This is a genomic window from Chitinophaga nivalis, assembly GCF_025989125.1.
Taxonomy (GTDB): Bacteria; Bacteroidota; Bacteroidia; order Chitinophagales; family Chitinophagaceae; genus Chitinophaga; species Chitinophaga nivalis.
The window spans coordinates 8,163,043-8,177,078 of the sequence record NZ_JAPDNR010000001.1; the positions used below are offsets into that span (position 1 = coordinate 8,163,043).

The window sequence follows — 14,036 nt, forward strand, 5'->3', positions numbered from 1 at the left end:
ACCGGTTTTTCCGGCATTAGCTTTTTAAAATATCAATAACGTTTTTACCCGTGACGCAGCCGCCGCATAATGCAACAACCTTACTGCTAAAATACTTACTGCTACTGGCTGTTCTGCTCACATTGGGCGCCTGCTCCAATACCAGGTACCTGCAAGACAATCAGCGTTTATATACCAGCAGCAAAGTAGATGTTAAAGGAGATATCCTCAATTCAGAAAAACAGGATCTCCGCAGTGCCTTGTCTTCCAAGTCGCTGATGACGCAACAGCCCAATAAAAAATTACTGAATACCCGTATTAAAGTATGGCTCTATAACCAGAAGTATAATGAAAAAAAATCCAACTGGTTCTGGAATGTCGTTCTCTCCAAAAGAAACCTGGAAGAACCGGTTATTTACGATACCCTCAAATCAAAAGAGTCGGTAGACCGGATGACCAGCTACCTGCGTAACCAGGGATTCTTTTATGCCACGGTATCGTACAGCACAGAAACCAAACACCGCAAAACCAGCGCCACCTATCTGGTGAATACCGGCAGGAATTTCGTGATAGATAAAATTACCTATACAGTTCCCGACACGGCTTTGCTGGCATTGGTAAAAGCCAACGAAAGATTATCCCTGATCAAAAAAGGGATGGCCTATAAGTCGGCCACCTTATCCAGTGAAAGGGAAAGACTCACCCGTATTATCAAAGATGCCGGTTACTATAAATTTAACCGCGATGCGATAGAATACAGTGTAGATACGCTCAATAAAGCTTTGTTCCGCAATACCCTCAATCCTTTTGAAGGCTTTGTCAATATCTTCAATGAAAACAAAGGCCGGGAAAAACCTACCATGGATGTAGAGGTGAAAATCAAAAATCCGGAAGACTCTACTGTCTGGCAGCTGTATCATATCGGCAAAATATACGCCTATCCGGATTATCCGCTGAACACCAGCCCCAATGACAGTACTTTTAAACAGGATACCCGGAAGTTCATTACCATCCGCTCCCGTCAGGAGATTCTGCGGCCCAAGATATTATCCAAATCCATTCTGCTGAGACCCGGAGAAACCTACTCCCTGCAGGGATACAATAATACCGTCAATAAACTCTATGATATTGGTATCTGGCAATTCGTAACCCTGCAATACAAGGAGCGGAAAGATACGGCCAATACATTGGATGCTTATGTGTTTCTCACGCCCCGCCGCAGGCAGGAACTGGGAACAAACCTGGAGGTGAGCAACAGCTCTGACTATCTGCTGGGTAGTGGCATCAGCCTCAACTACCGGCACATCAATCTCAATAAAACAGCTACCCAGCTGGGCATGACGCTCAATACCGGATTGGAACTGATCCGTAATCCCAGCCCGGGCGGATGGGAGCTGCAGTCCAAACAGTTTGGCGGAGAAGTAAGTCTTACCTGGCCGCGGTTTGCATTGCCATTTAATATCCGGCAATCCAACCGTTCCAATGTAAAAACCCGCTTATCGATGGGCGCCAACTATCTTTCGCGGGTAGATAAGTTTAATATCAACAGCATCAATGTGTCCTATGGGTACGATTGGAATGAGTCGGCCTATAAACGCTGGATTGTACGCCCGGTTACGTTGAACTATGTAGGCGTGACCCTGGACCCAACATTTGAAGATTCTACCGTGGAGCCTAATCCCTACCTCCGGCGCAGCTTTGAGCCGGCATTTATTGGCGGAGAAAGTGTGTCCTATATATTCAGCAACAACGATCTGCTTCACCAACGTCATTATACCTATTTCCGGATTAACATAGAAGAGTCGGGGCTATATCTCAACGGGATCAACAGTTTACTGAATGCCGTTTCCAATAAGAAAACAAACCTGGAAACGCTTACCAAAGTGAATATTTCCAATTTTGTGAAGATAGAAGCCGATTACCGGCACTTCTGGAAGATAGGCCCGCATAGTAGTATTGCGACCCGGTTGTATGCCGGTGTGGGTATCCCGTACAGTTTTTCACAGGTGTTACCTTATGTAAGACAGTTTACTGCAGGGGGTCCCAACAGTATCCGCGCCTGGCGGCTACGTACCCTGGGACCGGGTGTATACAAGGATTCATCTGCCAATGCACAGATCTTTCCTGACCAGACCGGTGATATGAAACTGGAAGGCAACGTGGAATACCGCTTCGACCTGTTACGGATGTTTGGCGGTACCATCAACCTCAAAGGCGCTACCTTCCTGGATATGGGAAATATCTGGATGATCAAGAAAGATCCGGACAGACCTGGTTCTGAATTTCAGTTCAGTAATTTATATCGCGACCTGGCCGTAGGCACCGGCGCCGGCTTAAGACTGGATTTCTCCTTCTTCCTGATCCGCCTCGACTGGGGGATTCCACTGAAAGTACCTTATTTCACCGGTGATAAAAACGGCTGGTATATCAGTCAGTGGAACCTGGGCGACCGGGAATGGCGCAAGCAAAACATTACCTGGAACGTGGCTATTGGTTATCCGTTTTAGGAACCGTGTTGGCAGCAATAAAGTCCTCCATTTCCGTGGCATCAGACAGTTTGAACTGACCGATCCGGGTTCTGCACAAACTGCTTAAATAAGCACCGCAGCCCAGGTTAGCGCCATAATCATTCGCCAGGGAACGGATATAGGTACCGGTACTGCATACCACGCGGAAATGTACTTCCGGCAAGGCTATTTTTGTGATTTCAAATTCGCTGATGGTAATTTTCCGGGGTTCTACTTTTACATCTACTCCTTTTCTTGCCAGCAGATAAATAGGCTTACCTTTTTGTTTGATGGCAGAATGTATCGGCGGCAGCTGCATGATTTCACCGAGGAAAGGCTGTGTAGCCGCCAGCAGTGTGGCTTCATCGAGCTGACTGATATCTTTGAAATTTTCCGGCTCAGATTCTTTATCGAAGGTAGGCGTGGTAGCGCCTAAAGTAAAAGTACCGGTGTACTCTTTCTCTTGGGCCTGGTATTCATTTATTTTTTTTGTCATTTTACCGGTGCAGCAAATCAGCAATCCGGTCGCCAGCGGATCGAGGGTACCGGCATGTCCAATCTTGGCTTTGGTGGTATTCCTTATTTTACGCACGACGTCGAAGGAAGTCCATGTTAAAGGCTTGTTGATCAGTATCACAGCTCCTTCCTGATAATTATTTTTTTCTTCAGTTTGCATGCTGCAAAGATAGGCTGTTTTAGCGGAGGAAGGCCAGCATTTAGCGGCTAACAATGAATGAATAACAGATGAATTTATTTTAAACTGTTATTAGAACGGTGCTGAAAGCTACCAGCTTTTTACTAAATTCACGCAATTTTAAAACCATGTCGTTAGAACACCATAAAGACGCAACGTTACGCTACCAGCAGCAGGTAGACAACTCACGCAATTATGTACTGCCGTTCATACAACTGGAGTTTCCGCATCTGGAAGGGCTTCGGGTGATGGAAGTCGGTTGCGGGGAAGGCGGTGTATTGGCACCTCTGCTGGAGAAAGGCTGTAACTGTGTGGGTGTGGATCTGGCTCCCACCCGTATTGAACTGGCCAAAAGCTTTCTGGAGAAATATACAGCAGGCGGGCAATTAAAGCTGATTGCCCAGAATATTTATGACGTTGATTTTCTGGGAGCGTTCCGCAACGCTTTTGATGTGATCATACTGAAAGATGCCATTGAACATATTCCTGACCAGGAAAAAATCATTGGCCACCTGAAACAGCTGCTCAGTCCGCGCGGACAGGTATACTTCGGTTTTCCACCGTGGTATATGCCGCATGGCGGCCATCAGCAGATCTGTCAGAATAAGCTGCTCAGTATGATGCCATACGTCCACCTGCTACCGATGCCTTTATACCGGGGCGTACTGCGGTTGTTCGGCGAAAAGGCGGATGTGATCCAGGATCTTACAGAAGTAAAGTCTACCGGTATTTCCATCGAACGCTTTGAGCGGATTGTGAAACGCCAGCACTATAAGATTACACAGCGCCGGTTTTATCTGATCAATCCTATCTATCAATACAAGTTTGGTGTGAAGCCCCGCGTACAGTGGAAGCCGGTTGCCGCGATTCCTTTTATCAGGAATTTCGTCACCACCTGCGTGTATTATATGGTCAAACCAGAATAAGATAACGGAGATATAAGATATACATCTTCCGGAAAACAGTAATAGTGCTGTATTCCGGAAGATGTTTTTATTTCCGGGAATGTGGTAATGACTTAACCGTTCCAGATCTCCCACGAAGCTTCCGCCTGCAGGATCAGCATATCATGCCCGTTTTTAGTGATAGCTCCCTGCGCCACACCGCGCTGCAGGAACAGCGTAACAGCCGGATTATACACCAGATCATAGAGCAAATGCCGGGAAGTCAGGTACTGGTAAGGGATATCCGGCGCAGCATCTACCTGCGGATACATCCCCAGTGGTGTGGTGTTGATAATAACGGTGTGCTTTTCTATGACTGCCTGATCCAGTGCATCGTAGGCAATCGCTTCCGCAGTGGCCTGCCGGCTAACCAGCGTATAGGCAATGTTCATTTCCTGCAGGGCATACATTACTGCTTTGGCAGCGCCACCGGTACCCAGCACCAGGGCGTGGGTATGATGCGGAAGTATTAAAGGCCGGATAGAATTACTGAATCCGATGACATCTGTATTATACCCTATTTTTTTTCCTCCTTCAAAGCGGATACAATTCACGGCACCAATGCGGGCAGCGGCGTCGTTTAACCCATCCAGATAAGGGATGATGACTTCTTTATAAGGGATGGTTACGTTTAATCCGTTTAAGTGAGGCTGCTGATGCAGTAAGGTTGGGAATTCTGTGATAGCGGGTATGGGAAAGTTGTCGTACAGGCAATCGGTTATATTTTCTGCTTCAAATTTTTTTGCAAAGAAACCCTTGGAAAAAGAGTGACTCAGCGGATAACCTATAAGTCCGTAAATTTTCATGAATCAATAATTTGATTTTAATTACGAGTCAGGAGCAAAGCATGATACATCTTACCGTAGATACGTGCGAAGATCAGCTGTTTATCTTCTCCTATATCTGCTGTAAGATGCATCATTCTTACTTTCCTAAAGCCTAATTCCAAAAAAATTATTCTCTGTCAAGGAAAAGGTGGAAGGTATCTCCTCTCAGGCCTATACGCATAGCTTCCAGGGAGATGACTTCATTGGGGGCCAGGTTACCCAGGTTGGCATTGCAGCCTACCAGTTCCAGGAAGTACAGTTGCTGTGCTTTCTGTGGTGCTTCCCAGATAATTTTTTCTGCAGGGATCTGTGTCAGGATTTCCTGCACCAGTCCTTCGCGTACTTCACCGCTACCGCGATAGATACCTACGTTGCCGCTTTCACGGGCTTCTGCAATTACGTAAGTGGCGCCGGCAGCCAGTTCTGCGCTCATCAGCTCAATCCACTTATAGGGAGGAATAATATGTTCTGCATCCTTCGACCCTACTTCACTCAATACCAGACCAATTTTTGCTAATTTCTCGATATATCCGCATTTCTCGGCGTGCGGGATGGTAATAGAACCATCGGATACTTCCATATAGCTAATACCATAATCTTTTACCACTTTCACGTACTCGTCAAACTGGTTACGGATCAGAAAGGCTTCAAACAAAGTACCCCCAAAATAAACCGGGATGCCTGCTGCCTGATAAAGCTCTATTTTAGCACGCAGGTTGGGCGTGACGAAAGCCGTACCAAATCCCAGTTTCAGGATATCGATATGAGGTCCTGCAACCGATAAAAAGTTCTTTGCTTCTTCCAAACTCAACCCCTTATCCATTACCATAGTCAATCCATGTGTACGGGGCTTCTGTGTCCTTTCCGGAATCTGTGTCAGATTAAAATTCATTTGAAATATTTTTATCTTCTTATTGGTCAGTAAAACACATACTAAGTTTAGCTAGGCACATTGGGATAGCTTAGTAGCAATTTTAGTAACCGGAAATACTATTGACTTTTGTTCATGACAATTAAAAGCCGGCGCAAAAATAAGAAGTATACTTTATTTTATTAAAGTAAATAACACTGGTTAACGTTTGCGACGATATTGCGCAATCAGGTCTACCACACTCACATGCTGCAGGATGGCCGGGTCCAGCTCTACCAGTTTTTTCACGACTTTAGGCGCCTGTTGCAGGGCTGTTTCCAGCTGTAACATGCCTTCCTTGGTCTTTCCCATAGCTATTAAGATAGCTGCGCGGTAATAGATAAATACGGGTTTCCTGCCTGCTTTTTCCTCTGCAATTGACAATTGTACCAGGGCTTCTTCCAGGAAACCGGACACATACAGGCCTTTTAGCAGCTCCTGCCAGGCAGTGGCGCTCTTGGGGCGTGTACGTACGGCGTTCATGAAATGTACCAGGGCTTCTTTGTTTCTGCCGAGCTCCAGGTAACATTCTCCCAGGCTCATATTGTATTCTGCGCTCTGTTTATTGATTTTAAGGGCGCTCAGCAGTGATTTGGCGGCATTATCCCAATTGGCTTCCATCATGTAGGCCACCGCTATTTTATAGTATAGTTTATCATCGTTGGGGCTAAGGTGGGAAGCCTTCCGATAGTAATAGCGGGCCTGGGTAAATTTACGTTGTCTTTCGTAACAATGTCCGATGGCTTCATAAATCACATCTTCGGGTTTGGCTATTTCCAGATGTTTCTGCAATACCTCTATGGCATCTGCGTATTTACGCAGGCGGATAAAGGCATCGCCCATATTACGATAGGCGTAATCGAACTTTTCATCAATGGCTACCGCGTATTGGTAAGCATCGATGGCTTTTTCATATAATTTAAGCCCCTGATAAGCCGTGCCCAGGTTAAACCAGGCCAGGTGATTAAAAGGATGCTCATCTATAATATAGTTATGTAACCGGATACTTTCTTCATTGCGGCCGGTAAACTCTGTCCAGAAGCAGATTTTATGTAACGCTTCCTCATTGTTGGGATCATATTCCAGGGCCATTTTCAGGCAATCAAACACTTTTTCAAACTCCTCCCAATCATCGTACACATCTGCCAGTTCCAGCAACAGGTCGGTCCTGTCTTCGCCGGAAAACTGTCCGATCTGTTCTTCCAGCACGGCAGCCGCTTTCTGGTGCTGATTGAGCGCCAGGTAAACATCGGTCTGTAAAATATAAAGATTTATATCATTCCGGTCCAGCACTGCTGCTTTTTCCAGTAAGTTAAGGGCTTCCTTGTATTTTTTGGTTTCGATGAGTAAGTTGGCCTTTTTGAGGAGTAAGGTGGAGGAGTAAGGGAATTGTTCGATGGCTATTTCTGCGGCCTGCAATGCGATCGGCATTTCGTCATGCTCGTCATAATAGTCTATGATCTGCTCAAATGAATCTTCGTCCAAAAAAGAATGAGACTTACCTGCCCGGAGGTTTTCAAACTGCTGCAACAAGTCTCTCAGATCATCAAAATCTTCGTTTAAAAATGAAAAGTCCTTATTCATCAGTGTAAATATAAGACTTTTATCTAACCGCCAAAATACCGGTATAATAACCCTTTATAAAATTTTTAACATTTTCTTGTGATTTAATTGTACCTTTACGTTAAGGATATGTTATAAGATATATCCGAATGTTTGTACATTTGAGTCACAATGAAAGCGAAACCATACATATTACGCACATTTTCATTGTCTTGCTTGTTAGCGGGCGCTTTAGCGTTTTTTGCTCTCAATGCGCAGGCGAATAATAGTTTTTTGCCATCCGATAATAATAAAGACAAAGTGAAAAAAGCAGACAACACCACATTTGTGTTGAATACTGCCATGCCCAAGACCAAGCTGAGCCTGGACGCGGGTTACCGTAGCGGTACTTTATCTTCGGATTTTAGATTTAATAATAATAAGTATGTCAATACCAACGTAATCAATTTCCGTACGGTAATGACCTACACCCAGGGCAATGTCACCTACGTAGTACCCTACTCTGTACAGGTGCCACAACAACCGGGAAATATGAACTTTCAAAAACTGCAGGTTATTCTGCCGCTTAAGAAAGGCTAACTCCGACGTTTCTTCAAGTACTATACAGGCCGGTTAAAAAGTTGTATGACTTTTTAACCGGTCTTTTTTTATGCCTGTTTATACCCAAACCGGAGCAACAGGTATTCTCCTGTTGCTCCGGCCTTGTATTAATCCTTTAATATCCACATCACCCCATTGCTGTGATCTGTACCATACTGCGCCGTGGTCGCTCTGGTAACATTATCTCCGTTGTAATCCAGCTCCCGCTGCGGATATAACCAGCGCACAGGCATCTTATCTGCCGGTATATTCTGGTTAGAGGCCGGATTGATCGGGAAAGCCGGGTACCCGGTACGGCGATATTCAAAATACGCATTGTACGGCGCCTGCATAAAAGTAGTCAGATACTCCTGGGTAATAATCTGCTCCAGCTGCTCCCGGGGCGTAGCCGCAAACTTCACCGCCGCACTGGCAATATAATCCCGTATATACGTATCTGTTATAGGCATACCATGATGATACGCTGCATTATCCGGTGTAAAATCAGCCGTAAACTTCATACCTGCGGTGATACCATTGTTATAGTATTGTTCCGCACTGCTGTTGATCCACCCTCTCATAGCTGCTTCGGCCAGGATAAACTGTAACTGGGCATATCCCATCAGGTACACCGGTTCCCCTGCCGGCAGCTCCGTATAACGGGCATTCAGCGGCGAATAATCTTTAGAGGAAGCCACCGCTCCTACCTGGTCGCCGGTAGCTGCCGGATCCACGCCTTTATAGGCGGCATAAGTGTTGGCAGCAGCACCGCCTTTTACCAGTATCGGATCAGGCGCAGCATAGTAGAATAAACGACGATCCTGCAAGGCTTTCAGCCTGTTGATCAGCACATCGCTGACCATGTTGTAAATAATAAACTGGTTATTCTCCTTGTAAAAAGGATATTTCTGTCCGGCTACATCAGAGTAAGTCAACTGGAAATTATCCTCATTTCCGGAAAATAACGGCCGGTTATTCACAATCTGCTGGAAACGTTTCATCACCTGCAGGTCCGCATCACCCGTTTTTTTATACAGACTTAACAATACCCGCAGCTCAAAACTGTTAACCATTTTACGCCATTTGGCCACTTTGCCGTTGTACACCGGATCGCCACTGAAATCACTGCCGTTGGCAAACAGTTGGTCTGCTTCATCCAGCGATGCCAGGATGCCCAGCAATACTTCTTTCTGCGTATTATATGCCGGCTGAATAACACCCGCTTCACCCTTCAATGCATCCTTGTAAGGGATATCTCCTACCTGCATGGTCAGGTGATAAAACTTCCAGGCGCTGATGAAATTCCCCAACGCTTTATAGGTGTTGCGGGATTTTTCATCCGGCGCAAAGCTGATCATCTTTTCCACATTATTCAATACCAACAGGTTGCTATAACTGATGCGCCCGAATTTATTGTATTGATTCGCTTCCTGATTTTCCGACCAGGATATATATTTCCCCAGCAACGCGTGCTGCATGAATGACTTGGTTTGTCCCAGGTCACCGCGGGTGATATCCAGGATCAACCGGGTAGCCAGCATGGGCGACGTTACTGTAACCGGCTTGTCGGGATTGGTATTGATTTCATCAAACTTGGAACATCCCGCAGCTGTAAGCAATAAAAACAGATATATCTTTTTCATGAAAATGCTGGTTAAAAAGTAAGTTTAAAATCCACGCCTACATATCGTACAGCCGGCGACGTTACATCATCACTGGCGCCATCCGGATCGGCAAATTTATAGGCCTTGGTCCAGAGGAAAACATTCTGTCCGGTCAGGGCTACTGCAGCAGAACGGGCACCTACACGACGGGCCAGCGCAGCCGGTACCCGGTAAGCTACCGACAGTTCCCGCACCTTGATGAAAGTCGCATCCTGCGTACCGGCAGCGGTGCCGCCGCGGAATTTGCGGGCATACATCTGGTAGGAAACATTTTTATCATTGGCAGCATATACCCGGTCATCTTTCAGGATATTACCATACTTATCATAATCCACACTACCGGATATGATCTTCACTCCATCTGCTACAAAAGATTTGTTTTTATTCACTACTTCATCATAACGCCAGGAGTTATCTGAATCAGGATGAGAACCGGTATCCCACAATTTATCATAGATATAGTTATACAGGATACCACCTACCCTGCCATCCAACCCAACGGTAAAAGTGAAATTGCGGTAACGGAAGCTGTTGGTCAGGCCCCATACCCAGCTGGGATCTTTGTAACCGAGGCGGGACTGATAATCGCTTCTCACAGGTAAACCAGCGCCACGGATAATCAGGTTACCAGCGCCATCTTTTAACCAATCGGTATCTGCATAGGCATCTGTTCTGCTACCTACCCGCGTCCACAGGTTGTCTTTGGAACGCACCGCATCCAGTGATTTATAATACTGATGAGAAGCAGACCAGTTCAGGGTTACATCCCACTGGAAGTTTTTGCGCTGTACCGGCGTTGCATCCAGGGTTACTTCCAGCCCTCTCCGTACATATGTTTCATTGATATTCACCAATGCGGTATCAAATCCGGCAGCCTGGGATATCAGTGATTTCTGCTGTACGTTATAAATGTATTTGTTATAGTAGGTAACGTCGGCGCGTAAACGTTTTTTCATGAAATACGCTGCCGTACCCACTTCCCAGGTACGTTCCGTACGTGGCTTAATATTATTGTTGATAATGGTTCTGGGATAGGACGCAGAATTGTTGCCGCCCCAGTCGCCTACTGTGGTATTATACAAAGTGTTGTTGGCATAAATACCCAGGTCCACTTTGGATACGGCCCAGGAACCACGCACCTTCCAGAAGTCAAACCAATTAGGCAGTTTGATAAATTCAGACATTACCACACTACTACCTACTGAAGGGTAAAAATAGGAACGGGTAGCAGCAGGTAAAGTAGAAGTCCAGTCGTTACGACCGGTTACATCGGCAAAGATTTTATTTTTCCAGTTCACGGTGACCTTTCCGAACAAGCTGTTCACCTGTTTTTTATAGGTATAGAAATCCACATCCGGCCGTTCTACAGAAGCAGCGAGTGAATAAAATCCGGGTACCGAAATACCGTTACGGGTAGTGGCTTTCAGCCTTTCATCACGCAGAAAATAAATCGTACCACCAGCTAATCCATCTATATTAAAATCACCCACTTTTCTTTCGATGCTGAACAACAGGTCATTGTTAATACTATAACCAGATTTATTGTCTTTCATATACATCCCTTTCGCATTCCAGCCACGGGTAGCATTGATGCCAATCGGATTACGTTTGGTTTCATTGTTGTTGTAATAATCCAACCCGCTACGCAGCATCAGTTTGGCGCCTTTGAAAATTTTATAGGAAGCAGAAAGACTTGCATTCAGCATATTCTGGTCGATACCATTCAGCTTTTCGTAAGCCATCAGGTAAGGGTTGTCGTACCAGGCATTGTAGTTCCAGTTTTGTTTTTCGTGTGGTACCAGCCAGTAATCGCGGTAGTCGCGGATATCATACTCGGGGCCTGTCCACATGAGGAGATTATAAATATATCCCTGGTCGTTATAGCCTTTTCCATTTACCTGTGGTGTGATACGCTTGTTGTATCCCATATGGCTCTCCATCGTGAATTTATCACTTACTTTCAGTTCTCCGCCCAGGGTGAAAGTAGTCATATTCAGTTTGGCGTTGGGGTATTGTCCTTTGTTGTACACATGCGACAATGATGCCCGGAAGCTGCCATGCTCGCCGGTTTGCGCCACACTCACGTTGTTGTTGGTGACCAGTCCCGGCTCCAGGAAATGCTGGAGGTTGTTTTTTCCTTTAGACGTCAGTTCCGCGTTTTCCATTTGTTTGGTCAGCGGATTCCATTGATCAGCCATCACGCCGGCATCCAGCCGGGCGCCCCACACATAATCCGTAGGACTGTAATTACCATTCAGGCCGGCGCTGTAGGCAGTCTGTACTTTGGGTAAAGCCAGAAAGCCTGCTGCAAACATGGTGTTACTATTGACTGTTACGGTGAGACCTTTGCTGTCTGCTCCTTTTTTGGTGACGATAATAATCGCACCATTACCACCACGGGCACCATATAATGCTGCTGCCGTAGCGCCTTTCAGCACATCCATACTTTGAATATCATCCGGGCTGATATCGCGTAAAGACATGGAAGCATAAGGAATACCATCTATTACCAGCAACGGATTTTCGCCTCTTAATTCCAGGGTAGGCTTCTCAAAAAATTCCGTGCTGTTTTTCACCACCAACCCCGATACTTTACCGGTAAGTGATGTAGCAATATCTACGCCCTTTACGGTTTGTACAGCATCGCCTCCTATTTTCTGTACGGCATAACCCAGTGATTTTTCTTCGCGTTTAATACCCAGTGCCGTTACCACCACTTCACTCAATGCCCTTTTTTCTTCTACCAGGGATACCTGCAGTTGCGTACGGTTGTTGAGTGTGATTTCCTGTTGCTGATAACCGATAAAACTAAATACCAGTATAGCATTTTCCGGTACTTCGCGGATCACAAAAGTACCGTTGGCAGTAGTTACCGCGCCGGTGGCAGTACCTTTGACATGCACAGTTACACCTGGTAAAGGCGTACCGGTAGCCGCATCCGTTACCGTGCCTTGTACGGTTTGTGCTGCTACTACTGCGGTAGTCAAATTATCTGCCGACTTGCTGGTCGCCGGTACTGGTGGAACCACAGCAGACTTGATCACATAAAACCGGTCGCTGGTTTTAACGGCTGTCAGACCAAAAGGTTGCAGGTACATATTCAGTGCCGGGTCGATACCTTTGGCCCGGATATTATCCTGTTGCTGCGGGCTGATTTTTTTATCTTTCAGCAAAGCGGCATTATAGCTAAAGCGCACGCCCATATTAGCTTCCAGATTACTCAAAAAAATACTGAGCGGCATGTCATCTGCCTGAGGATATAAACTTTCTACTGTTTTTTGCGTAGCAGCATAAGCGGGAGTACTGGCAATAGCATACCCCAGCATCATGGCGACGCCGAATCGTAGTTTTCTCATGGGTGATGGTTGATTAAATTAAACCGGGATGTGATTACTGTTTATGTAAAAAAATTGAATCTGCTTTCATTGTTCTTTTCAAATTAAATGACTGCTCCAGTGTTTCCATCGCTTTGTCCGGATCTGTTGACGATAAATATCCGGTGAAATACAGGTCGGCAGGCGTTATCTGCTCAAATACCAGCGTATAGCCGTAGTGTGTTTTTATATAGCTTGCAACAGCTGACAGTTTTTCATTTTTAAATGCCCTGAAATTATTTTTCCAGGCAGTAAAGAAGAGGGTATCTGCTTTTTCCTTACGCAGCAACCGGCTCTTTTTATCCAGGCTGGCCATTTCCCCTGGCTGCAGTAACATAGGAGGTGCTGCGGCCATTTCCACTTTCACACTGCCTTTGTTGAGTACAACCTGTGTATGTCCGGGTGTGGTGCATACATTGAATTCAGTACCCAATACCTTTATCTGCAGGTCATTTCCGGCTGTTACCGTAAACACTTTACCAGCAGCAGGCGCCACAGAAAAGAAGGCTTCTCCGTTCAGCTGCACGGTTCTGGTTTTTTTATTGAAGCCGGCGGCCACCTGTAATACGGCGCCTTTGTTCAGCTGTACAACTGTACCATCCGGTAAGGTGATGGTACGTACCGCCATTCCTTCATTTTTATACAAAGTACCAGCAGCACCGGGTTGCACGATCCAGTAGGTAACGGCTGCCAGTACCATCAGGATGGTAACGGCAGCGGCTATCCGCCATACAGGAAAGCGTTTATACACGACGTTATCTGCCGGTGCATCCGCAGCCAATATATTTTCCAGCACGGCGTCGGCCTGCGCTGCCGGCATTTCCGGCCAGCTATCCTGGTTTTCAAGGTCGCTGATCAGGGGCAAGGCTTCGTCCGAAGTGGCCGTGTCCAGGTATTCCTTTAACTGCGCCTTTTCAGCAGGCGTACAGGTTCCTGCCGCCAGCTTTATAAACAGTTTCCGGATATGTTGCTTGTCTGCCATAAGTACCTGTAAT

The 14,036-nt window shown here is 46.0% G+C and carries 10 protein-coding genes; 3 read left to right on the forward strand and 7 right to left on the reverse strand.

All coding sequences use genetic code 11. From position 1 onward, the window contains the following. The first annotated feature begins 50 nt into the window (after window positions 1-50). A complete protein-coding gene (gene tamL, locus OL444_RS30045) occupies window positions 51-2,486 on the forward strand; it encodes a translocation and assembly module lipoprotein TamL (RefSeq protein WP_264727139.1) in 2,436 nt (811 codons plus the stop codon). Here the strand turns inward: tamL and truB are convergent. Then, window positions 2,467-3,162 carry a tRNA pseudouridine(55) synthase TruB gene (truB, locus tag OL444_RS30050; protein ID WP_264727137.1) on the reverse strand — a complete coding sequence of 232 codons (696 nt, stop codon included), beginning with the start codon at window positions 3,160-3,162 and terminating at the stop codon, window positions 2,467-2,469. The two genes, tamL and truB, sit on opposite strands and share 20 nt — an antisense overlap. Window positions 3,163-3,308: 146 nt before the next feature. On the opposite strand from truB, the gene OL444_RS30055 reads away from it, so the two are divergent. Next, the gene (locus tag OL444_RS30055; protein WP_264727136.1) at window positions 3,309-4,106 is read left to right on the forward strand and encodes a class I SAM-dependent methyltransferase; all 798 of its coding nucleotides are present in this window, start codon (window positions 3,309-3,311) and stop codon (window positions 4,104-4,106) included. A 92-nt stretch (window positions 4,107-4,198) separates the two neighbouring features. Here the strand turns inward: OL444_RS30055 and OL444_RS30060 are convergent, their stop codons facing one another. The 3 genes from OL444_RS30060 to OL444_RS30070 all read right to left on the reverse strand — a co-directional run bounded on the left by OL444_RS30060 (window position 4,199) and on the right by OL444_RS30070 (window position 7,445). Further along, complete coding sequence (locus OL444_RS30060; RefSeq protein WP_264727134.1) at window positions 4,199-4,930, reverse strand: shikimate dehydrogenase family protein; 732 nt, start codon at window positions 4,928-4,930, stop codon at window positions 4,199-4,201. Between the two features lie 148 nt (window positions 4,931-5,078). Further along, a complete protein-coding gene (locus OL444_RS30065) occupies window positions 5,079-5,843 on the reverse strand; it encodes a phosphosulfolactate synthase (protein ID WP_264727132.1) in 765 nt (254 codons plus the stop codon). A 180-nt stretch (window positions 5,844-6,023) separates the two neighbouring features. Beyond that, on the reverse strand, window positions 6,024-7,445 hold the full coding sequence (locus OL444_RS30070) for a tetratricopeptide repeat protein (RefSeq protein ID WP_264727130.1): 1,422 nt from the start codon (window positions 7,443-7,445) through the stop codon (window positions 6,024-6,026). 279 nt (window positions 7,446-7,724) lie between these two features. Between OL444_RS30070 and OL444_RS30075 the strand changes: the two genes are divergently transcribed. After that, window positions 7,725-8,003, forward strand: a complete 279-nt coding sequence (locus tag OL444_RS30075; RefSeq protein ID WP_264727128.1) for a hypothetical protein — start codon at window positions 7,725-7,727, stop codon at window positions 8,001-8,003. A 128-nt stretch (window positions 8,004-8,131) separates the two neighbouring features. Here OL444_RS30075 and OL444_RS30080 read toward each other — a convergent pair whose 3' ends face one another. Genes OL444_RS30080 through OL444_RS30090 form a run of 3 tightly spaced genes read right to left on the reverse strand, consistent with a single transcriptional unit; the run spans window position 8,132 to window position 14,023 of the window. Further along, the gene (locus OL444_RS30080) at window positions 8,132-9,646 is read right to left on the reverse strand and encodes a SusD/RagB family nutrient-binding outer membrane lipoprotein (protein ID WP_264727126.1); all 1,515 of its coding nucleotides are present in this window, start codon (window positions 9,644-9,646) and stop codon (window positions 8,132-8,134) included. Window positions 9,647-9,657: 11 nt separating this feature from the next. Then, window positions 9,658-13,023: a SusC/RagA family TonB-linked outer membrane protein gene (locus OL444_RS30085; RefSeq protein WP_264727124.1), complete on the reverse strand. Its 3,366-nt coding sequence runs from the start codon at window positions 13,021-13,023 to the stop codon at window positions 9,658-9,660. A 34-nt stretch (window positions 13,024-13,057) separates the two neighbouring features. Beyond that, window positions 13,058-14,023, reverse strand: coding sequence for a FecR family protein (locus OL444_RS30090; protein ID WP_264727122.1), 966 nt, complete (start codon window positions 14,021-14,023; stop codon window positions 13,058-13,060). Between the last annotated feature and the right edge of the window lie 13 nt (window positions 14,024-14,036).

Excerpts from the sequence above, each read along its gene's own strand:
- truB (WP_264727137.1), bottom strand. The coding sequence starts at position 3,162 with ATGCAAACTGAAGAAAAAAATAATTATCAGGAAGGAGCTGTGATACTG.
- OL444_RS30055 (WP_264727136.1), top strand. The coding sequence starts at position 3,309 with ATGTCGTTAGAACACCATAAAGACGCAACGTTACGCTACCAGCAGCAG.
- OL444_RS30060 (WP_264727134.1), bottom strand. The coding sequence starts at position 4,930 with ATGAAAATTTACGGACTTATAGGTTATCCGCTGAGTCACTCTTTTTCC.
- OL444_RS30065 (WP_264727132.1), bottom strand. The coding sequence starts at position 5,843 with ATGAATTTTAATCTGACACAGATTCCGGAAAGGACACAGAAGCCCCGT.
- OL444_RS30070 (WP_264727130.1), bottom strand. The coding sequence starts at position 7,445 with ATGAATAAGGACTTTTCATTTTTAAACGAAGATTTTGATGATCTGAGA.
- OL444_RS30080 (WP_264727126.1), bottom strand. The coding sequence starts at position 9,646 with ATGAAAAAGATATATCTGTTTTTATTGCTTACAGCTGCGGGATGTTCC.
- OL444_RS30085 (WP_264727124.1), bottom strand. The coding sequence starts at position 13,023 with ATGAGAAAACTACGATTCGGCGTCGCCATGATGCTGGGGTATGCTATT.
- OL444_RS30090 (WP_264727122.1), bottom strand. The coding sequence starts at position 14,023 with ATGGCAGACAAGCAACATATCCGGAAACTGTTTATAAAGCTGGCGGCA.